This is a genomic window from Nonomuraea sp. NPDC059023 (assembly GCF_042740095.1).
Lineage (GTDB): Bacteria > Actinomycetota > Actinomycetes > Streptosporangiales > Streptosporangiaceae > Nonomuraea.
Map to the genome: position 1 here is coordinate 76,173 of NZ_JBHYIO010000012.1, position 19,451 is coordinate 95,623.

Annotated in this window: 22 protein-coding genes; 11 read left to right on the plus strand and 11 right to left on the minus strand. The window is 72.6% G+C overall.

Annotated elements, in window-relative coordinates; all coding sequences use genetic code 11:
- Positions 1–67 precede the first annotated feature (67 nt).
- The 3 genes from ACFWYW_RS21690 (at position 68) to ACFWYW_RS21700 (ending at position 3,039) form a co-directional block, all read left to right on the plus strand.
- On the plus strand, positions 68–958 hold the full coding sequence (locus ACFWYW_RS21690) for a helix-turn-helix domain-containing protein (protein ID WP_379621062.1): 891 nt from the start codon (positions 68–70) through the stop codon (positions 956–958).
- Between the two features lie 61 nt (positions 959–1,019).
- The gene (locus ACFWYW_RS21695) at positions 1,020–2,177 is read left to right on the plus strand and encodes an epoxide hydrolase family protein (RefSeq protein WP_379621064.1); all 1,158 of its coding nucleotides are present in this window, start codon (positions 1,020–1,022) and stop codon (positions 2,175–2,177) included.
- An 88-nt stretch (positions 2,178–2,265) separates the two neighbouring features.
- A complete protein-coding gene (locus ACFWYW_RS21700; RefSeq protein ID WP_379621066.1) occupies positions 2,266–3,039 on the plus strand; it encodes a hypothetical protein in 774 nt (257 codons plus the stop codon).
- Between the two features lies 1 nt (position 3,040).
- Here ACFWYW_RS21700 and ACFWYW_RS21705 read toward each other — a convergent pair whose 3' ends face one another.
- From ACFWYW_RS21705 to ACFWYW_RS21715, 3 genes are all read right to left on the minus strand, one after another.
- A complete protein-coding gene (locus tag ACFWYW_RS21705) occupies positions 3,041–5,017 on the minus strand; it encodes a S9 family peptidase (protein WP_379621068.1) in 1,977 nt (658 codons plus the stop codon).
- A 35-nt stretch (positions 5,018–5,052) separates the two neighbouring features.
- Entirely contained in the window at positions 5,053–6,330 is a 1,278-nt protein-coding gene (locus ACFWYW_RS21710) for an NAD(P)/FAD-dependent oxidoreductase (protein WP_379621070.1), read from the minus strand.
- Positions 6,331–6,442: 112 nt separating this feature from the next.
- Positions 6,443–7,030, minus strand: a complete 588-nt coding sequence (locus ACFWYW_RS21715) for a TetR/AcrR family transcriptional regulator (RefSeq protein ID WP_379621072.1) — start codon at positions 7,028–7,030, stop codon at positions 6,443–6,445.
- A gap of 65 nt (positions 7,031–7,095) precedes the next feature.
- On the opposite strand from ACFWYW_RS21715, the gene ACFWYW_RS21720 reads away from it, so the two are divergent.
- The 4 genes from ACFWYW_RS21720 to ACFWYW_RS21735 all read left to right on the plus strand — a co-directional run bounded on the left by ACFWYW_RS21720 (position 7,096) and on the right by ACFWYW_RS21735 (position 10,740).
- A complete protein-coding gene (locus ACFWYW_RS21720) occupies positions 7,096–7,992 on the plus strand; it encodes an ABC transporter ATP-binding protein (protein WP_379621074.1) in 897 nt (298 codons plus the stop codon).
- A complete protein-coding gene (locus tag ACFWYW_RS21725; protein ID WP_379621076.1) occupies positions 7,989–9,512 on the plus strand; it encodes a hypothetical protein in 1,524 nt (507 codons plus the stop codon). The genes ACFWYW_RS21720 and ACFWYW_RS21725 overlap by 4 nt, the downstream gene beginning before the upstream one ends.
- Before the next feature lie 45 nt (positions 9,513–9,557).
- Positions 9,558–10,076, plus strand: coding sequence for a hypothetical protein (locus ACFWYW_RS21730; protein WP_379621078.1), 519 nt, complete (start codon positions 9,558–9,560; stop codon positions 10,074–10,076).
- A gap of 238 nt (positions 10,077–10,314) precedes the next feature.
- Positions 10,315–10,740 carry a hypothetical protein gene (locus ACFWYW_RS21735; RefSeq protein ID WP_379621080.1) on the plus strand — a complete coding sequence of 142 codons (426 nt, stop codon included), beginning with the start codon at positions 10,315–10,317 and terminating at the stop codon, positions 10,738–10,740.
- A gap of 153 nt (positions 10,741–10,893) precedes the next feature.
- Here ACFWYW_RS21735 and ACFWYW_RS21740 read toward each other — a convergent pair whose 3' ends face one another.
- On the minus strand, positions 10,894–11,466 hold the full coding sequence (locus tag ACFWYW_RS21740) for a TetR/AcrR family transcriptional regulator (protein WP_379621082.1): 573 nt from the start codon (positions 11,464–11,466) through the stop codon (positions 10,894–10,896).
- Positions 11,467–11,566: 100 nt separating this feature from the next.
- Between ACFWYW_RS21740 and ACFWYW_RS21745 the strand changes: the two genes are divergently transcribed.
- Both ACFWYW_RS21745 and ACFWYW_RS21750 read left to right on the plus strand, forming a co-directional pair.
- Positions 11,567–12,139, plus strand: a complete 573-nt coding sequence (locus ACFWYW_RS21745; protein WP_379621084.1) for a DUF2867 domain-containing protein — start codon at positions 11,567–11,569, stop codon at positions 12,137–12,139.
- Positions 12,136–12,579 (plus strand): hypothetical protein, encoded by a 444-nt coding sequence (locus tag ACFWYW_RS21750; RefSeq protein ID WP_379621086.1) that lies wholly within the window; start codon positions 12,136–12,138, stop codon positions 12,577–12,579. Before ACFWYW_RS21745 ends, ACFWYW_RS21750 begins: the two co-directional genes overlap by 4 nt.
- 147 nt (positions 12,580–12,726) lie before the next feature.
- On the opposite strand, the gene ACFWYW_RS21755 is transcribed toward ACFWYW_RS21750, so the two are convergent.
- The 4 genes from ACFWYW_RS21755 to ACFWYW_RS21770 form a co-directional block, all read right to left on the minus strand.
- Positions 12,727–13,143 carry an ester cyclase gene (locus tag ACFWYW_RS21755; protein ID WP_379621088.1) on the minus strand — a complete coding sequence of 139 codons (417 nt, stop codon included), beginning with the start codon at positions 13,141–13,143 and terminating at the stop codon, positions 12,727–12,729.
- Between the two features lie 72 nt (positions 13,144–13,215).
- A complete protein-coding gene (locus ACFWYW_RS21760) occupies positions 13,216–14,484 on the minus strand; it encodes an RNA polymerase sigma factor (protein ID WP_379621188.1) in 1,269 nt (422 codons plus the stop codon).
- Entirely contained in the window at positions 14,376–14,714 is a 339-nt protein-coding gene (locus ACFWYW_RS21765) for a YciI family protein (protein WP_379621190.1), read from the minus strand. The genes ACFWYW_RS21760 and ACFWYW_RS21765 overlap by 109 nt, the downstream gene beginning before the upstream one ends.
- A gap of 18 nt (positions 14,715–14,732) precedes the next feature.
- Positions 14,733–15,983 (minus strand): aspartyl protease family protein, encoded by a 1,251-nt coding sequence (locus ACFWYW_RS21770; RefSeq protein WP_379621090.1) that lies wholly within the window; start codon positions 15,981–15,983, stop codon positions 14,733–14,735.
- Between the two features lie 89 nt (positions 15,984–16,072).
- Here ACFWYW_RS21770 and ACFWYW_RS21775 point away from each other — a divergent pair, with 89 nt between their 5' ends.
- A complete protein-coding gene (locus ACFWYW_RS21775; protein ID WP_379621092.1) occupies positions 16,073–16,732 on the plus strand; it encodes a TetR family transcriptional regulator in 660 nt (219 codons plus the stop codon).
- On the opposite strand, the gene ACFWYW_RS21780 is transcribed toward ACFWYW_RS21775, so the two are convergent.
- From ACFWYW_RS21780 to ACFWYW_RS21790, 3 genes are all read right to left on the minus strand, one after another.
- On the minus strand, positions 16,667–17,569 hold the full coding sequence (locus ACFWYW_RS21780; protein WP_379621094.1) for a BTAD domain-containing putative transcriptional regulator: 903 nt from the start codon (positions 17,567–17,569) through the stop codon (positions 16,667–16,669). The genes ACFWYW_RS21775 and ACFWYW_RS21780 overlap by 66 nt on opposite strands.
- Positions 17,570–17,724: 155 nt before the next feature.
- Positions 17,725–18,288: a DUF305 domain-containing protein gene (locus ACFWYW_RS21785; RefSeq protein ID WP_379621096.1), complete on the minus strand. Its 564-nt coding sequence runs from the start codon at positions 18,286–18,288 to the stop codon at positions 17,725–17,727.
- Positions 18,289–18,349: 61 nt separating this feature from the next.
- On the minus strand, positions 18,350–18,757 hold the full coding sequence (locus ACFWYW_RS21790) for an ester cyclase (protein WP_379621098.1): 408 nt from the start codon (positions 18,755–18,757) through the stop codon (positions 18,350–18,352).
- A gap of 84 nt (positions 18,758–18,841) precedes the next feature.
- On the opposite strand from ACFWYW_RS21790, the gene ACFWYW_RS21795 reads away from it, so the two are divergent.
- Positions 18,842–19,450: a TetR/AcrR family transcriptional regulator gene (locus ACFWYW_RS21795; RefSeq protein ID WP_379621100.1), complete on the plus strand. Its 609-nt coding sequence runs from the start codon at positions 18,842–18,844 to the stop codon at positions 19,448–19,450.
- Position 19,451 lies beyond the last annotated feature (1 nt).

Genomic DNA, 19,451 nt, shown 5'->3' on the forward strand with positions numbered 1-19,451 from the left:
CGTTCCTTAATGCGAACACTGTACGCACCGCATGGGCGGATGCGCAAGCCCGGCTAGCCTCGGCCGTATGGTGTTCACCTCCGATCACTTCGACCTCCAGCCCTATGCCGGATTCGACATGGAGCGTTATGTCCGGCGGACCCATTGCAGCTGGGAGAACTTCGGCTGGCGCTCGCTGCTCGTCCAGCGGTTCGAGCACGTCCCCGTGGTCGAGGACATGGAGTTGCCGGCCGCCGCCGACCTGCACCTGATCCTGCCCGTGGGCGGCCGGGCCGCCATGGAGACGCGGACCGGCGGCGGCCGATGGAGCCGCCGTACCTGGACGCCGGGGCGGCTCGAACTGGGTGTGCCTGACCAGCCGCTCCGCCGCCGCTACCGCGGGGACGGGCCGCTGCGCAGCGTGCAGGTCCACATCCCGCGCGGCACCGTCGAACGGACCGCCGAGCAACTGGGCGGCCGCCCGCCGGACTACCCGAGCATGGCGGCCTCCGTGGCCGCGGGGGATCCGCTGATCGAGGAGGCCGTACGCGCCGTCGGCGCCACCGGCGAGATCGGCGACCTGTACGCCGAGTCCGCGGCCGCGTTCCTCACCGTCCACCTGCTCACCCGCCACTCCCGGGCGCCCGAGAAGCCCCCGGCCCGGGAGGACACCCGCGTCCGCGCGGCGATCGCCCTCATGCGCGACCGGCTCGCCGAGCCCCTCACGCTGGCCGACATCGCGGACGAGGTGTACCTCAGCGTCTTCCACCTGGTCCGCGTGTTCCGCGCGGCGACGGGGGAGACGCCGCACCGCTACCTCGCCCGCCTGCGCATCGAGAAGGCGCGGCACCTGCTGCGGGAGAGCACGCTCACGGTCGCCGAGATCGCGCCGCTGTGCGGGTTCGCCGGCCCCGGCGCCCTGTCGGCGGCGTTCCTGCGGCACACGGGCACGCGGCCATCCGCGTATCGCAATTCCTGATGGTTTTTCCGGCAATCTCCGGCATGGTCCCCCGGGGTGCGCCGTTCCTAGGGTTGCGTCCATGCCTGACATCGAGCCCTATCCCATCCGCATCCCCGACCGCGACCTGGCGAGCCTGCGAACCCGCCTCGACGAGGTACGGCTGCCCGAGCCGGAAACGGTGCCGGACGCCACGCAGGGCCTTGAGCTCGACCGGCTGCGAGCGCTGCTCGACACCTGGCGCCGGCACGACTGGCGGGCGGTGGAGGACCGGTGGAACACGGTCCCGCACTACCGCGTACGCCTCGACGGCCTGCCCATCGCGTTCTGGCACGTGCGCTCACCCGAGCCGGATGCGGTCCCCTTGCTGCTGACCCACGGCTGGCCGGGCTCGGTCCTGGAGTTCGAGAACGTCCTGGGCCCGCTCACCGACCCCGTCGCCCACGGCGGCTCGGCGAGCGACGCCTTCCACGTGGTCGTCCCGGCGCTGCCGGGGTTCGGGTTCAGCGACCGTCCCCGCGAACCCGGCTGGCATCCCGGGCGTACCGCGCGAGCGTGGGCAGAACTGATGACCGCGCTCGGCTACGAGCGGTTCGGCGCGCACGGCGGAGACTGGGGCGCGTTCGTCAGCACCGAACTCGCCCGCCTGGCCCCCGAACGCGTCACCGGCCTGCACCTGACCATGCCCCTCGCCTCGCCCCTGCCGGAGGACCGGATCGCCCCGGACCCGGCCGAGCAGCGCATGCTGGACCGCCGCGACACGCATCTGGCCGACGGCTACGGCTTCGCGATGATCATGGCCAGCCGCCCCCAGACCCTCGGCTACTCCCTGCTGGACTCGCCCGCGGGCCTGGCCGCGTGGCTCGGCGAGAAATTCGCCGCCTACTCCGACCCCCGCCCGGAGTACGGCGGCGGAGTCAGCCTGGCCCAGCAGGCGGACACCATCGCCCTGTACTGGCTGACCGGCACCGGCGCCTCCAGCGCCCGCTGGTACTGGGAGACCATGCGCTGGGTGCCCCGCAGCGCCGAGGCGGAGAACGCCCAGCCGGTGACGGTGCCCACCGCCTGCTCACTGTTCCCCGCCGAGCCGTGGCCGACCGCCCGCCGCTGGGCCGAACGCCGCTACCGCGACCTGCGGTCCTGGAACGAGCTGGACCGCGGCGGCCACTTCCCCGGCCTGGAACAGCCCGGCCTCCTGGTCTCCGAACTCAGGGCCGCCTTCCGGCACCTGCGCCGGTGAGCCTGACCGACACCAGGTGAGGCGCCTTCCCGCGCTACGCTGGCCGTCGTCCGACCAGCCCGCCTCGCCGGGAAAGAGGAGAGTCCGCATGGAGTACGGCCGGCGCCGCATCATCGCCACCACCGGCGAACTGGCCGCCATCGCCGACGGCTGCTCGGACGGCACGCCGGTCATGCTCGACGTGGACGAGATCGAGCCCGGTCACGACCCGCGCGCACCCCGCGACTGGGCGGTGGTGGCCAGGATCGACCACCTGCCGCTCAACGAGTCGGGCGAGCTGGCGGGCCCCGGCGACCGCATCGCCACCGGCGAACCGGACGCCGAGGGGCAGGAGCCGCTGCTGTTCACGCCGGTGCTGATGCTGCAGTCGCGCAAGCTCGCCACCCCTGGCGAGATCGGGCCCGTCGCCCGCGCGGCCGACCCGTGCCAGCGGCGCGCGGACGCCTACGAGCTCATCGAGCGCGAGGGCGAGGCGGGCCTGTACCTGATGGAGCTGCTTGAGGCGGTGGCGGAGCTGCGGCGCGAGGTCGCCGACCTGGCGGCCGACAAGGACCGCCTGCTCCACCCGGCCGCCCGCCGGCACCTGGACAGCCTGGGTGACGCGCTGCGCGAGGCCCGAACCTCCGCCGATCACGCCACCCGCTTCAGCACGGTGTGCGAGCTGCTGCGGGGCGGCGCCACCGAGAAGTGGGCCGACGAACTCGACGCCGACCGGCCCTGCGACCCCGGCGGCCTGCACCAGATGCTGGTCGAGCTGCCCGGCATGGGCGGTTCCGAGCTGGCCTGCCGGGTGCACGCCGCCGTGGCCCGCGAGCGGGTGCCGGACGCGCTGGTCAGCCCGAACCCGCACGCCGCGCCCTGAATCAGCCGCGGGTGGCCGGCATGTGCTTCTGGAACCAGTCCACGACCCGCGTACAGAAGTCGATCACCGCGGGGAAGGCGCGGACGCCGTGCCCCTCACCCGGGTAGATCGCGAGCTGCGACTCGACCCCGTGCTCAAGCAACGCCTGGTGGAACTCCCTGGCCTGCGTCGGGGGAGTGCAGCGGTCCAGGGCGCCGGCGACGTTCAGGCAGGGGGTACGCACCTTGCTGGCATGCGCGACCGGGCTCCTGGTGTGGAACTTGTCCCCGGGCACCTCCGGATTCCCGTCGAGGAACAGCGCGTCGAAGAAGGGGATGTTGCTGGTGAAGTGCTGGCTGTACCAGTTCGTCACGGGCGCGAACGGCACGGCGGCGGCCCAGCGCTGGTCCTGGGTGACGAGCCAGGAGGACATGTAGCCGCCGTACGATCCGCCGATGACGCCGACTCTGGCCGGGTCGGCGATCCCGCGCTCGACCAGGGCGTCGACCGCCGAGGTGAAGTCGGCCGTGTCGTCGCCGCCCATCTCCCCGAACACCAGCCGGGCGAAGTCCTGGCCGCGGCCAGAGCTGCCCCGCGGGTTGGGGTTGAGGACGGCGTACCCCTGGGCGACCAGCAGCGGAGTCCAGGGGTAGAGCATCGACCACAGGTTGCGGAAGCTCCACACCGGGCCGCCGTGGATGTTCACCACCAGCGGGAAGGGCCCCTCGCCGCCGGGGACGCACAGGATTCCCTCCAAGGCCAGCCCGTCCGGCGCCGACCAGGCGACCGTCTCGGCCCGGCCCGCGATCGACAGGTGGTGGTCGGTGCCGGAATGCGAGATCGCGGCGAGCTCGGCCCGTTCCTCGCCCAGCACCACGACGCGCTGCGGAAGCGCGTAGCCCTCCTCGACGATCACCACGCGGCCGTCGGCGGTCCAGGCCGCCTCCGGGTAGCGCACGCCGCAGCTGGTGTCCGTGCTGGACCACAGCTCGGTCGTCTTCCCGGTCACCGCGTCGTACACGGCGGCGACGGTCTCCAGGCCGCGTACCCCTGCGAATCCCAGGCGATCGGCGTCGATCCACTGCGTCGCGGTGACGTCCACCCCACCGGCGTCGACCCGCTCCAGAGCCGCGTCACCGGAGCCCACCAGCAGGTCGCCCGCGACGACCCAGCGGTCGCTGCACACCGCCTCGACCACCGCCAGCCGTCCCCCGGAAGGCGAGGCGGCGGGCCAGCCGAACTGCACGCCGGAGCGGGCACGTTCGGTGACCGTCCCGTCCAGGCCCAGGCGCGAGAGCACGGCCGTGTACCAGGCGCTCTCGTCCGGAGCGGTGCTGGTGACGGCCAGGACGGCGTCCGGGCCCGACCAGACCGCCTCCCAGACGTTGAGTCCGTCCGGCGACAGCCGGGTGGTCGTGCCCGCCGCGAGGTCGTGGAGCCACAGCGAGCGCCACGCCTCCTCCGTCGCGCCGACCTCGACGTGCGGGTGCCAGTCCGGCAGCTCCTCCTTCGGCTTGTACGTCGTGCCGCTCCCCTGGCCGCCGGCCAGATCGGCGCCGAGCCCGGCCACCCCGAGCAGCACCCGGGTGCCGTCGGGCGACCAGGAGCAGTACTCGGCCGTCCCGGGCACGGCCGGGGTCGCCTCCGCCTCACCCAGGTGGCCCTCGCGCAACAGGTACAGCTGGAACCTGCCCGCCTCCGCGCGATCCGACAGGAACGCCACCGTCGCGCCGCCGGGGGAGAAGCACGGTTGCCTGGAGGAGCCGGACGATCCGGTCAGCGGCCGCAGTTCCGTACCGTCGACCAGGAAGCAGGCCTGCCGGGGGAGGCCGGCCAGCTCGTCGTACACCAGGCCGGTCACGGCGATCCGCGAGCCGTCGGCGGAGCAGGACGGCTCCAGCAGCCGGTGCGGCCGGCCCAGCACCGGGTCGTGCAGCCTGCGGAAGTGCTCCTCGACCAGGTTCCAGGTGGCGCTGCCGCGCACGTCGGCGTGTGTCATGAGAACTCCTGTCCGTCGGTGGTAGGTGAATCGGGCTAGCCCATGACGGTGCCGGTGCCGCCGGTGCCGACGGGCCGTTTCCTGGAGAAGGCCGCCAGGCCGATCCGGTGCCCGGTGTGCGGGGCGAGATAGTCCAGGGGCTCGCGGTCGTGGTCCCTGCCGGCTTCGACCGCCTCGATCAGGGCGGTCATGATCCGGCCGACGACCGGGGCGTTCTTGAACTGGTTGCCGCTGGTGCCCATCGCCACGTAGAACCCGGGCAGCTCGGTCCTGTCGTAGACGGGCGTCCAGTCGTCGGTCACGTCGTAGACGCCGACCACACCCTTGGCCCGGCCGGGCACGGTGAGCGCGGGGAAGCGGCGCGCGGCCCTGGTGACCTGGGTCTCGAACGAGGACGCCGTGGGCGCCATGGCCGCCTGGTCGGGGTCGTCCAGCCACTCCAGCGGGTCGCAGGCCGGTTCCGTGCCGCCGACGAGCAGCCCGCCGCCCGGCTCGCCGCGCAGGTAGACGCCGAGGTCCAGGTCGGCGACGATGGGCCCGAACCCGGGGGGAGCGGCCGCCACGTGGTGGACCTCCTGACGCAGGGGGCGCGTCCGCACGGAGGTCACACCGGCCAGCCGGTTGAGCGCCGCCGACCAGGGGCCGGCCGCGTTGACCACGATCGGGGCGGCGAGCAGGGTTCCGTCGGCCAGCCGTACACCGGAGACCCGCCCGCGCGCGCGGGCGACCTCCACCACCTCCTGCCGGTAGCGGAAGGCGGCGCCGTGGCGGCTCGCGGCGGCGGCCAGGCCGGCGGCGGCGAGCTGCGGGTCGTCGACGTAGCCCGCGTCCGGGGTGAACACCGCGCCGAGCCGGCCGTCGGGCTCGTTCCAGAAGCGCTCGTCGTCGAGCCGCGCGGGCGGCCAGTGCCGCCCGGTGTCGATGCCGGGGACGCGGGCGGCGAGCGTGCCGGGATCCCACTCCTCGTACGGCACGCCGGCCCGGTCGAACAACGGCAGAATCCGTGAACGGGGAGCGGCCCGCACGTCCAGCATGACCAGGCCCGTGCGGTGGTAGCGGGGGAGGGGCTCGTCCGCCGGCGCGCCGAGATGGTCGCGCCAGGACTCCCAGCAGTGCTTGGCCTCCCAGGCCAGGGCGACGCCGTCCCAGGTGGAGAAGTTGAACCTGACCACCGCGCTGGAGGCCCCGGTCGAGCCCTGGCCCGCGCCGCCGCCCTTGTCGACGACCAGCACGTTCAGGCCGGAGCCCGCCAGCTCGTGGGCGATCGACGCCCCGATCACACCGGCACCGATGACCACCGCGTCCGCGTTCATGCCGCCAGCCTGCCCGCTGGACCCGGCCGGATCCACTGACGAACCCATGGCGGCGGAGGCCCGCGCTACGACATTCGTCAAAAGCTTACTTTGTAAAGGCGCCCGGCGTTCGCTATTGGTCCCGGGCGAAGCCGACAAGTGCGCGGCGGCAGGCGCGGGCGGTCTCGGCCATGGTCTCCTCATCGGTTCTGCCGTCGGACATGGCGGCGGCCGCGGTCGTGCTGACGGCGCCGAGTGCGGCGCCCACCATCGCGTACGCGGTCACGCGGTCGAGTTCGCAGGCGGCGGCGAGTGCGGTGGCCAGGCGTTCCACGCGGTTGTTGGACCGGTCGATGGCGGCCTGCGGGGAGAAGACGGGCAGGTTGACCGCCTCGCCGACGAGCCCGGCCACCAGGCCCATCTCCCAGCTCTCGGCGAGCATCGCGTCGAAGGCTCTGGCGAGCAGGGCGGCGGGCGGTTCGCCGGGCCGCCTGGTGCCCAGCGCGGCCACGCCCGCCTCCAGGCAGTCGGCGCTGTTGGCGTACAGGACGTCGGCCTTGTGCCGGAAGTAGGAGAAGAACGTGCGGGTGGAGACCCCGGCGGCCGCGGCGATCTGGTCGACGGTCGTGGCCTCGTATCCCCGCTCGTCGAACAACCGGCCGGCGGCGTCCATGAGGGCCTGCCGGGTCTGCCGTTTCTTTCGTTCGCGCAAGGACGCCATGGGGACAGAATATTACATCGACTGCATATTTACAGGTCTGCAAGTTTTGACGTAGCGTGCCGGGCATGGACGCTGCGATCTCGGTCTCGGGGCTCGTCAAGTCGTACGGGCGGGTCAGGGCGCTGGACGGGCTCGACCTGCGGGTGGAGGCGGGGGAGATCCACGGCTTCCTCGGTCCCAACGGAGCGGGGAAGACGACCACGTTGCGGGTACTGCTGGGCATGCTGCGGGCCGACGCCGGACAGGTCAGGCTGCTGGACGGGCATCCGTGGCGCGACGCCGTACGCCTGCACCGGCGCCTGGCGTACGTGCCCGGCGACGTCGTCCTGTGGGAGGAGCTGACCGGCGGCGAGACGATCGACCTGCTGGGACGGCTGCACGGGCGGATCGACGAGGGCCGCCGGGCCGAGCTGGTCGAGCGGTTCGCGCTGGATCCGGGCAAGAAGGTCCGGGGCTACTCCAAGGGCAACCGGCAGAAGGTCGCGCTGATCGCCGCGCTGGCGGCGCGCGTCGAGCTGCTGGTGCTGGATGAGCCCACGTCGGGGCTCGACCCGCTGATGGAGGCCGAGTTCCGCCGGTGCCTGGTGCGGCGGCGCGAGGAGGGGGCCACGATCTTGCTGTCCAGCCACATCCTGGCCGAGGTCGAGGCGCTGTGTGATCGGGTGAGCATCGTCAGGCAAGGGCGCCTCGTGGAGTCGGGCACCCTGGCCGAGCTGCGGCACTTCACGTGGACGTCGGTCACCGCCCGGCTGGAACGGCCCCTGGAGCGGCTGGAGGGTGTCCACGACCTGGAGGTCGACGGGGGCACGCTGGTGCGCTTCCGCGTGGACAGCGGGCAGGCGGGGCAGGCGCTGGTGCGTCTGGCCGCGTTCGGGCTGGTGGACGTGACGGCGCGGCCCGCGACGCTGGAGGAGCTGTTCCTGCGGCACTACCGGCAGCAGTCCGAGGCGGCGGCGCGGTGAGGGCCGGGGCCTGGGTCCTCGTGCGGTTCATCGCCCGGCGCGACCGCGGTCTGATCGCGTTGTGGATCGGGGTGGCGGTCGCGCTGCCGTTGTTCAACGCGTACTCGCTGGCGGTGTTGCTGCCCAGCGAGGAGACGAGGGTGGCCTTCGCGGAGATGAGCGTTGCCAATCCGATCAGCAGGGCGCTGCTGGGGCCCGTTCACGGCACCTCGATCGAGTCCCTGGTCGCCTGGCGGTCGGGTGTGCAGAGCCTGCTGATCACGGGGCTGGGCGGGCTGCTGTTCGCGGTCCGGCACACGCGGGCCGAGGAGGATTCGGGCCGTGGGGAGCTGGTGGCGGCCCGTCCGGTGGGCCGGCATGCCGTCGTCACGGCCGTCACGGTCGTGGCCGCCGTGGTCAACCTCGTTGTCGCCGCGTTGCTGACGGTCGCGCTGACCTTCGGGTTCGGCTATCCGCCCGGCGGCACGGTGTTGTTCGCGCTGACGGTGGGGGCGGGCGGTGTGGCGTTCGCCGCCTGCGGGCTGCTGGCGGCGCAGGTATGGCAGAGCGCGCCGGCCGCGCGTGGCGCGGCGGTGGGTGTGCTGGTGGCGGGGCTGGTGCCGGGTGTCGTGGTGCCGGAGAGCTGGATCGGGATGTTTCCGGCGGGGTGGCCGAGCCTGGCCCGTGCCTACGGTGCGGAGCGGTGGTGGGTGCCGCTGCTTCCGCTGGGGTTCGCGGCCGTGTTCATGCTGGCCGTCTACGCGTTGTCGGCGCGGCGGGATCTGGGCGCCGGTGTGCTGCGCGACCGCGCGGGGGGCGCCGGTCCGGTGCGGGGGCGGCTGGGCAGCCCGCTCGCGCTTGTGTGGCGGTTGCGTGGCGGGCAGGTGGCCGGCTGGTCGTTCGCTCTGGGTACGGCCGGCGCCGGCGTGGGCTGGGTGTCGGCCTCGTTCGAGCTGGCCACGTTGACCGGGCACACGCTGCTGGCGATCTTCACGTATGTCTTCTGCATGGTGGTGGCGTGCCTGACGGTGGCCGGGGCGCTTCGGCTGTACACGGAGGAGAGCCGTGGCCGTGCCGCGCCGCTGCTGGCCACGCCCACCACGCGGACGCGCTGGCTGGGCGGGCACACGGCGCTGTCCCTGGCCGCGCCGGTCGCGATGTTGCTGGCCGTGGGTGTCGGCACCGGTGCCGGGAACGCGCTGGGCGCCGGCGGTGTGGCGCCGATCCTCGCCCAGGTGGGCGCTGCCCTGGTCTTCGTGCCCGCCGCCTGGGCGATCGCGGGCGTCACGATCGCCGCCTACGGGCTGCGCCCGCGTGCTGCCGTTCCGGTCGGCTGGGCGGCGGTGGTGGTGTCGGGTGGTTGTGTGGCGCTGTGGGAGGCCGGGACGATCGGGGACACGGCGTTCCTGCTCACCCCGTTCGGCTACGTTCATCCGTCCGTTTCGTCGGGATTCGTGGCTCCGGTCGGGTTCGCGCTGGTCGCCGTGGTGTTCGTGGTCGTGGGCGGGGCCGGGTTCGCCCGTCGCGACCTGCTGGTGTGAGGCGGTTGGTCACTGGGACGTACCGCCGCAGGGCATGATCGATGGATGAGCGTTCCCGTGTTGATCATCAGTGGTCCGGTGGGTGTGGGCAAGACGTCGGTGGCGGGGGAGATCTTCGATCAGTTGCTCGCCCGGGACGTCTCGCACGCGGTCGTCGACCTGGACAACCTCGGACTGTGCTGGCCGTTCGGCGACGGCGACCCCTTCAACGACCGGATGGCCCTGCGCAACCTGGCCGCCGTCTGGCGGAACTATGCGGCGGCCGGGGTCGAGCGGCTGGTCGTGGCCCGGGTGGTGGAGTCGCGCGCCGAGCTGGACGGCTACCGCGCCGCCGTACCGGATGCCGAGATCGTGGTGTGCCGGCTCGCGGCCGGCGCGCCGACGTTGCGGAGCAGGGTCGCGCGGCGGGAGGCCGGGGCGGCGCGGGAGGCGTTGTCGCGCCGGGCGGTCGAACTCGCCGAGACGCTGGCCAGGAGTGATGCCGCCGACTTCGTGGTCACGACCGATGATCGTTCCGTTGCCGACATCGCCGAGGACGTCCTGCGCGGGGCGGGCTGGATCTGATCACCTCGTTGCCGGCCGCCGGGGCGCGGCCCGCCTTTCGCTACGATGACGCGGACCATGACGGGCGGCTGGTTCATGTCGCCGAAACGCGCGAGGAGTGCGGATGCAGCCGAATCCACCGCAGCCAGGGTTTCCTCAGTATGGTCAGCCGCCGATGGCGGGCGGGCCCGCGCCGTGGGGTGGCGGGCCGAGCCCCTGGGGGGCGCCGCCCAAGCCGAGAGCGAATGCCGTGGCGGCGGTGGCCGCCGGCATTCTGGCGCTGATCGCCGTCGGCATGCTCATCTGGTTCGCGCTCAACGACGCCCTCTACGGCATCAGGCACGATGACTGGTCCAGGCTGGTGGTGCAGAACGTGGTCGCCGGCCTCATCGGCGCCGGGGCCCTGCTGGTCGCGGCGGCGTTCACGTTCGCCCGCAGGATTCCCGGCGTGTGGACATTGTGCGGGCTCTGCGTGCTTTACGTCGTGGCGAACCTCGTGCTGGCGCCGCTCCTGCGTGGCACGCCCCTCGGTACTCAGTTCACGTTCCTCTTCGGTTTCGACAAGGTCAACGGCACCGCCGCGGGGCTGGCGACCATCTTCTGCGCCCTGACGGCGATCATGGCGGCGATCGCCGCCGGCGTGAGGTCGTACGGCCCGGCCGCCGCCGCGCCCCGCCGTTCTTGATCAGCCGCATTCCTGGAGATGCCGGCCGCCAAGCCAGGCGTCTTCCGGCCAGGTCGGGCTGTGGCTTCGGCGTTGCCGCTCAACCTCCGCTACGGCTCGCCCGTAGGGTGTGCCGGGGCTCGGGTGGTCCGGTGCACGTTCCCGTTCGCGGATTCAGGCCGAAGGGCCGGCCGGTGAGCGGTTGAGGATGACGTCGCCGGCGCGGGCGATGACCTCGGCGCGTGTCTGGCCGGGGTGGTCGGCGGCCAGGAAGTGGCTGCCGATGGCCGCGCAGAAGGCCAGCAGGGCGCGCGCCTCGACTTCCCGGGGGTCGGCGCAGAAGGTGCCGATGGCCTCGCGCAGGAGCCGCATGCGCTTGTTGTCCACGCGGCGCAGGCGCTCGGCGACGTCGTGGTCGCGGCGGGCCCAGTCGCGCACGGCCAGGTCGATGGGGAGCAGGCGGTCGGAGAAGGTGAGCCGCCCGGCCAGCTGGGCCTTGTCGGTGATTTCGCCGCCCTCCTGCTCGATGCGGTCGAGGACGTCGTCCGTGGCCTCCCGCTCCCAGGTGTCCAGCATCTCCGCCAGCAGGGCGCCGCGGCTGGCGAAGTAGCCGTAGAAACCGCCTCTGGTCACTCCCAGTGCCTTGGCCAGGACGTCCACCCGCACGGCGTCCACGCCGCCGGAGGCCAGCGCCCGCAGGCCCTGTTCGACCCATTTCTCGCGGGGTGTGCGCAATGTGCCCATCATGTGACCCACCTCACCGTCCGCATCGGTTGTGCAGGACTGTATAACCGGTCTAGCTTCGAGTTATACACCACTGTATAACCCTTTCGGAGGAGGCAGGGCCATGTCCAGCAGGCTCCCCGTCATCGAGCACACCTCGCGCCCGTGGCGCATCCACGCGCTCGCGCCTGACTACCGGGTGGAGGACGTGTGGTCGCTGCCGACCCCGGGCGGCGCGGATGACTTCCCCCGGCTGGTGGAACAGTTCACCGCCGGCCCCGGCAATCCGATCGTGCGTGCCCTGCTGGCGATCCGCCTGTGGCTCGGCGCGCCGTTCGGCCTCAACCCGCCCAGCGGCGGCGCCCGGGCGCCGTGGCGCGGCGAGCCGATCCCCGGCGACCTGCGCGACCGGCCGGGGCCGGACTTCGGCCCCTTCGCCTGCCTGTACATCACCGGCACCGAGTGGGCCGCCCACGCCACCGCCGGCGGCGTGGACGCGATCGCGCACCTGGGCTGGGTCGGCGACGGCTCCGGCGCCTACCGAGGCCGGTTCGCCACCCTGGTCAGACCGCACGGCCTGTTCGGACGGGCCTACATGGCGGGCATCGCCCCGATCCGCCACCAGGTGGTCTACCCGCTGATGATCCGCTCCATCGCGCGCGGATGGACCGGCGATCTCTCAAGGAGCACCCGGTGAACACCACACCCACCCGCGTCCCGTCCCGCGCCACAGCCGTGGGGGCATGGTCCGCGATCATCACCGGGACCGTGCACCTGCTGGGATCCCTTGTGCCGATCCCCTTCGACGGCGAGGCCGGCGCGCGCCGGGCTATGCGCGCCGCGGAGCCGGACCTCGGCCTGCAGACCAACTTCGAGCTGCTGTTCGACGCCATGAGCCAGGTGATGTCGATCATGTTCGTCGCCTTCGGCGTGATCACCCTCGCCGTCGTCAGGAACGCCGCCGGACTGCTGGCCACGAGCCGGCCGCTGAGGTGGTTCAACTTCGGTGTCGGCCTGGCCTGCCTGGCGGTCGTCGCCTACGCGCGCCTGCTCCCGCCGATCATCACCATGTCCATCGCCACCGCCGCCTTCGCGGTGGCCCTGCCCTCCAGGGCGAAAGCCATAACGCGGGCGTAGCGGGCTAACGCCGGTGTAGCGGCCGCGCCGCCGGAGCCGAAGGCCGCCGCCGCGGCCGGCCGAATCAGCCCCCGCCCGTCCCGGCCGAGGGCTGACCCGCGGAGCGGGGGCGACAGGCCGCCACCGGCCGTCGGCGGATATCGCGGCTCAGGCGGGGATGGCGCCGATCTGCCGTAGCTGCGCGTGCACGTCGGTGACCCCCCAGATCTCGGCGATCAGGCCGTCGGCGAAGCGGACGATGAAGATCTCCTGGTAGGTGACCGCGTTGCCGGTGGGCGCGACGCCCCGGTACTCGCCCAGGTGGGTCCCGGTGACGGTGTTGCGGTAGACGATCTTGTCGCCGTCGGCGACCACGTCCTCGACGGTGACCCGGATGTCGGGGAACGCGCGCAGCAGCATCGTCCACGCGTTCGTGATCACCTGCGCCGCGTTCGCGTCGGTCGGCACGGGCGTGTGGAAGCGCGCCTGCGGATGGACGACCTCACCGGCGGTCTTGGCGATGACCTCCAGGTCGCGGGAGTGGACGGCGTCGTTCAGGCGCTCGAAGATGACGGTGTTGGACATGCGGTTTCTCCTCGGGTTGTCGTCGTTCACACTCGGGCGACGAACGGGCCCGTGCCGGGGGGACGCCTCGGGTCAGAGCTGTTCGAGCCGCCCGGACAGGAAACGCCGCTCGGCGGTCGAGGTGGCCAGGCCGAGGGCGCGGCCGTACGCCTGCCTGGCCTCGGCGGTGCGGCCGAGACGTCGCAGCAGCTCACCGCGGGTGGAGTGGAAATAGAGGTAGTCGTCCAGGTTCAGGCGCTCGACGGCGCGCAGCGCGTCGGCGGGGTCGCCGGCCTGGGCGAGCGCCACGGCGCGGTTGAGCTCGACGACCGGCGAGCCGGTGAGCTCGGCCAGCCGCCCGTACAGGCCGGCGACCTGCGCCCAGTCGATGCGCCGGTGGGTCTGCAGCGAGGCGATCACGGCCTGGACCACGTACGGTCCGCGCCCGCCCAGCATGAGCGCCCGGTCGAGCACCGTCCGCCCCGCCGCGATCTGGCCGGTGTCCCACAGCGAGCGGTCCTGGTCGTCGAGCAGGACGAGGTCGTCGCCGGAGAAGCGGGCGCGCCGCCGCGCGTGGTGGAGCATCATCAGCGCCAGCAGGCCGTGCGCCTCCGGTTCCTCCGGCATGAGTACGGCCAGCACCCGCCCCAGCCGGATCGCCTCGGCGCCCAGGTCGACGCGGCCGCTGTAGCCCTCGTTGAAGATCAGGTAGAGGACGGCCAGGACGGCGCCGAGCCGCTCGGTCAGCAGGCCGGCGCCAGGCACGGCGAACGGGATGCCGGTCGCCTTGATCTTGGCCTTGGCGCGCGACAGCCGCCGCTTCATGGTCTCCTCGGGCACGAGGAAGGCGCGCGCGATCTCGGCCGTGCGCAGTCCGCCGAGCGTGCGCAGCGTGAGCGCCACCTGCGCCTCCGGCGGCAGCGCCGGATGGCAGCAGGTGAAGATCAGCTCAAGCCGCTCGTCCTTGATCACCGTCTCGTCCAGCTCGTCCATGACGACCTCCGGCACCGGCAGCAGGTGGATCTTCCCGGCCAGCGTGCGGTCCCTGCGGATCCGGTCGATCGCCCGGTTGCGCGCCGTCGTCACCAGCCACGCCCCCGGATTCGCCGGTACGCCCGACGTGGGCCAGCGCCGCGCGGCGATCGCGAAGGCCTCCTGGGCGGCGTCCTCGGCCCGGTCGAAGTCGCCGAGGTAGCCGACCAGCGAGGCCAGTACCCGGCCCCACTCGTCACGGAAGACGGCCTCCAGCGCGGTCAGCGCCGCACCACCGGCCTGACCTCGACCACGCCGCCGAGCCTGGCGGCCGGAATCCGGGCCGCCATCTCGACCGCCTCGTCCAGGTTGGCCGCCTCGACCAGGCAGAAGCCGCCGAGCACCTCCTTGGTGTCGGCGAACGGGCCGTCGGTCATCAGTGTCTTGCCCTCCGACACGCGTACAGTGGTGGCCGTCTCGACCGCCTGCAGCTGGGCGCCGCCGACGACGCGCGGGTCGTCGCCCAGCGCGAAGTACTCGGCGTACATGGCCTCGCGCTCGGCCTCCGACACCGTCTCCTCCAGGCCGGGCTCGGCATAGATCACCAGGGCGTATTGCATCGCGACCTCCAGATCGTCTCACCGTACCTGTGACGACGAACGGTCCGGCGCCGGGGGGACATCCGCTTCCATGAGAATGCGGCCGCGCGGGAAATCGAAGGTGATCGCGTACGGCTTGAAGAACCGGTGCGTGGGCAGCCCGCCGATGCGGAAGTCGAAGCCGTGCTCGAACCACGGGGGGAACGCGCCGGTCAGGCCGGACACGTCGCGGCCCGTGGCCGAGCCGAGCGTCACCTCGCGCACGGTCACCGGATGGAATCCCTCGCCCGCGGGGATCTCGATCCCGGCGGCGGTGAAGGTGGAGGGGGGCGCGGTGAACCCGATGTCGCCGCCGCCGGTGTCGACGAAGAACACCATCGGGTCCAGGTCGTTGACGGTGCCGCGGGAGAGCAGGTAGTGGTCGCCCACCCACCACAGAGGCGCGCTGTGCCGGGCGCGCACGGCCGCGCGCCGGTCCCGGCGCAGGACGAGCGCCTGGCCGGGGTAGTCGAGGGTGGGCAGGAACCGCGCCAGGACGCTCGTGCCGATCGCGCCCTGGGTGAGCCTGCCGTCGGGCGCGGTCAGCCGGATGGCGTCGGGGATCGTGTGAACCGGGACGTTGCCGATGGTGAGGCCGCCGGGCAGGGCGAGGGTGTCGACGCGGCCCTGGTGGGCCTGGTGCTCGCCGTACATGGTCCGGCCGGTGGTGTGGCCGTAGGTGGGGATGGCGAGGCGGTCGGCGTAGTCCTGGTTGAGGGCGAACAGGGCGCCGGTGTCGAGGAAGAACAGTTCGGGCGCGGCGCCGTTCACTGACACCTCGATCATGGGCAGCGGGTCGGCCGCCGCGAACGGCACCCTGACCGTCGCGGGACCGGAGATCGTGTACGGCCGCAGCCCCGCGAAGCTCCGCAACTGTGCCGCGGTCGCGGTGGGGCCGTCCTTGGTCACCGAGGGCAGCAGCGCGGCCAGTTCCGCGAACTGGTCGGCGCGCCACAGCGCGTCGGCCAGGTTGCCCAGCGCGCGCGTGTTTCCCGGGTCGAGGCGCAGCACCTGCTTGAGCAGGCGTTTCGCCAGAGGCAGGCGGCCGGTCATGAGCGTGATGTAGGCGTGCCGGGCGAGCGCGTGCACGTGGTCGGGGTCGCCGCCGAGGACCTTGCGGTAGAGCGCTCCGGCGGCGGCGAACTCGCCCGAGGCGAACAGCTCGTCCGCCCTGTCGAGGGTCTTCGGTGTGGCGGCCGCCGCCAGGCCGGCGACGACGGCGGACTTCAGGAGGGTACGGCGAGTGGTCATGACATCCTTCAAATACCGGTGAGTATCTGGATACCGATCAGTATTCGTATACTCTTGAGAATGTCAACAGCGGGGAAGGGATCGGTGCGGTGACAGATCGGCTCACCCGGCAGGAGCAGCGCGAGCGCAACCGGCTCAGGCTGCTGGAGGCCGCGGAGAAGGTGTTCGCGGACCGCGGCATCCAGGGCAGTTCCCTCGACGAGGTCGCCGCCGCGGCCGGTCTGACCAAGGGCGCCGTCTACTCCAACTTCGACGGCAAGGAGGATCTGCTGCTGGCGGTCATGCGCCACCGCCTGGGGCTGGAGGCGCGGGCGCAGGCCGAACACCTGCTCCACTCCGGGCGGGACGCCGGCGAGCTGGGGGAGGAGTACGGGCGCTACTGGGCCGAGCGGGCCCGCGGGGGCGAGCAGGACACGTTCGCGCAGATGACCGTCGAGCTCATGATCCATGCCACGCGTCATCCCGAGGTGCGCGCGGAGCTCGTCGCCCTGCTGTTCCCGCCCGGCGCTCCGGGCCGCCATCCGCTGGCGCCGGCGGGCAGCGGGCTGGGCGAACTGCCGTACGAGCAGGCGGACGCCGTCCTGAAATCTCTCGACATCGGGATGCGGCTGCTCACGCTCCTGGCCCCCGGGCACTGCCCGCCGGAACTGTTCGCGACGGCGCTGCGCCTGCTGACCGCGCCCTCAGGCGGGCGACCAGACCAGAGCCAGGAACGTCCGGCCCCCGCCGTCCGCCCCCGACAGGACTAAAACCCCCGCCACCTGCCCGTCCTCGTCCTCCACCAGCCGGCCCGTCCTGTCCAGGGTCGTGGTACGGCCCGCGAACACCCCCACCGCCTGCTGCCCCCGCGCCGGCCCGAGCGGATCGTCGTGCAGCAGCCTGGCGTGGAGCCGGCGCAGCTCGGCGCCCGGATCGGTGCCCAGCTCCTCGGCCAGGCGCCGCCGCAGCCGCTCGTACTGGGCCAGCGCCTCCGCCTGCCGTCCGCACCGATCGAGCACGACCAGCAGCCGCTCCCACAGCGACTCCCGCAGCGGATGCCGGGAGGCCAGGTCGAGCAGTTCCGCGACCAGCTCGCCGTGCCGCCCCCCGGCCAGGCGCAGGTCGATCCGCCGCTCCACCGCGCTCAGATACAGCTCCTGCAGGTACGGGGTCTGGCTCGCGCTCAGCCAGTCCGAGTCGATGCCCTCGAACGGCGGGCCCCGCCACAGCCGGTTCGCCTCCTCCACCAGCGCCGGCTCGGCGGCCGTGCCGCGCGAACGTGCCGCGTCGGCCAGCAGCCGGCGAAAGCGCAGCACGTCGACCCGCTCGGGGTCGGCCTGCAGCCGGTAGCCGTCGGGCATCGTGCGGATCGCCGCCCGGCCCACGACGCGGCGCAGCCGGGCGACGTAGGTCTGCACGCTGCGGCGCGCGTTGGCCGGCAGTTCCTCGCCCCATAACGCCAGGGCCAGGCGCTCGAAGGTGACGGTGTCACCGGCCGACACCGCCAGCGTGGCCAGCAATGTCCGCAGCCGGCCGGTGGTCAGCCTGATCGGGGTGGGGCCCAGCCGTACCTCCATCGGACCCAGGAGTGCGACGTCAAGACTCATATGTTCACTGTCGCGGGCGGCGGTGTGCCGCGCATCGGCCGCACGATGCGCGCGCGGCTACACCCGGCGGCACAGCCGGCCGCCCCGGGCGCTGCCACGCCGGGATGACCCGGCGGCGCCCGGCTGCCGCTGCGGGCGCACCGCCGCGGCGCCGATCAGCCCTGACCGGCGCGTTGCCCGAGTTCGGCGATCAGGGCGCGCTGGTCGGGGATCAGGGAGCGGGCCAGCGCGGTCGTGGGCACGTGCTCGCCTCGCGCGGCCACGGTCTCGGCCATCCGCACCCCGCTGCCCAGGTGCGTGGCCAGCAACGACGCCCACAGCGTGTCGAACTCGGCGCCGCTGCGGCGCTTCAGCTCGGTGATCTGGACGGGGGAGAGCATGCCGGGCATGGCGTGGCCGGCGGGCGGCGGGGCGGAGGGCACCGCCGTACCCCAGGAGCGCAGCCAGGAGGACATGAGCTCGATGTCGGCGCGCTCCTTCTTGATCAGCTCACGCGCGACCCGCCGGACGTAGGTGTCGCCGGACTTCTTCTCGGCCAGTTGCGCCACCTGGATGGTCTGCAGGTGGTGGGGGATCATCTGCTGGGAGAAGGCCAGGTCGGCGGGGTTGTATCCGGCGCCGGAGGCGATGGGCGCCCCCGCTGCCTGGCCGCAGCCGCAGGCCAGGGCGGCCAGGCACAGGGCGGCGATCGCGGTTCGCGTGGTGCGGGAGCCTGTCATGGTCGATCCCTTCGGGAGCACTCATGACCGGATACGCGGCTGCCGCCGGACAGGTTCGGTCTCAGGCGGCGCGCAACTGATTGAGCAGCCCGAGCCGGTCGATGACGGCGTGGCGTTCGCTGATGCGCTCGCCGGTGAAGCGGAAGAGCGCGAACGCCTCCATGGACACCTCCCGGCCGGTCGGGGGGACGCCGAGCAGTTCGCCGCTGTGGGTCGCGGTCATGCGCCAGCGCACGGCGACCTGGTCGCCCTCGCCGAGGATGTCGAGGATCTCGAACCTGGGCCCGGCGTGCGTGGCGTGCACCTCGCGGATGGCCTCCTTGAAGCCCCGGGGCCCGACGATGTGCTGGTGCTCGCCTTCGGTGGTGATGAAGTCGGGGGTGAACAGTTCGTCGGCGATGTCGACGTCGCCGAGCTCAAGGGCTTTGTACAGACGTCTGACGGTGTCCTTGCGCGCTTCAATGCTCACGAGGTCTCCTGTCGGATTTCTGAGTGATTACTCAATAAAGCTACTCTTTCCTGAGCGATTACTCAATAAATCGGGAGTGAAACGATGGCGGAATCCAGGCGCGGCCGGCCGTCCACCGGCGTGCGCGAGGCGGTGCTGAAGGCGACGGAGCAGGTTCTCGGCGAGGCGGGCCTGGCGCTGTCGACCAAGGAGATCGCCCGCCGGGCGGGTGTCGTGGAGTCGAGCGTCTTCTACCACTTCGGTAACCGCCTCGGCCTGCTGCAGGCCGTCATCAACCTGCACCTGCCGGTCTTCGCCGACGCCACGGTGGTGCTCGGCCGCCCTGACCGCAGCGGCGACCTGACGGCCGATCTGGCCGCGGTCATCGGCGGTCTGGAGCGGTTCTACCTGCGGATCATGCCGATTCTGGGCGCGCTGCAGTCCGACCGCCAGCTCCGCGAGCTGCTGGTCGAACGCGAGGCCGAGGTGGGCCCGCATCTCGCGCTGAAGCCGGTCGCCGAGCTGCTGCGGGCCGAGCAGCGGGCCGGGCGGATGCGCGCGTCACTGGACCCGGTGGCGGGCGCGCTGCTGTTGATCGGGGCCGGGCATCAGCGGGCGCTGCACCGGTACCTGCTGGGGGATCTGGCCGCCGGCCTGCTGCCTTCGGCCGAGTCGGTTGCCGGGGCGTTGCTCCCGGCGTTCCGGACGGAGTAGT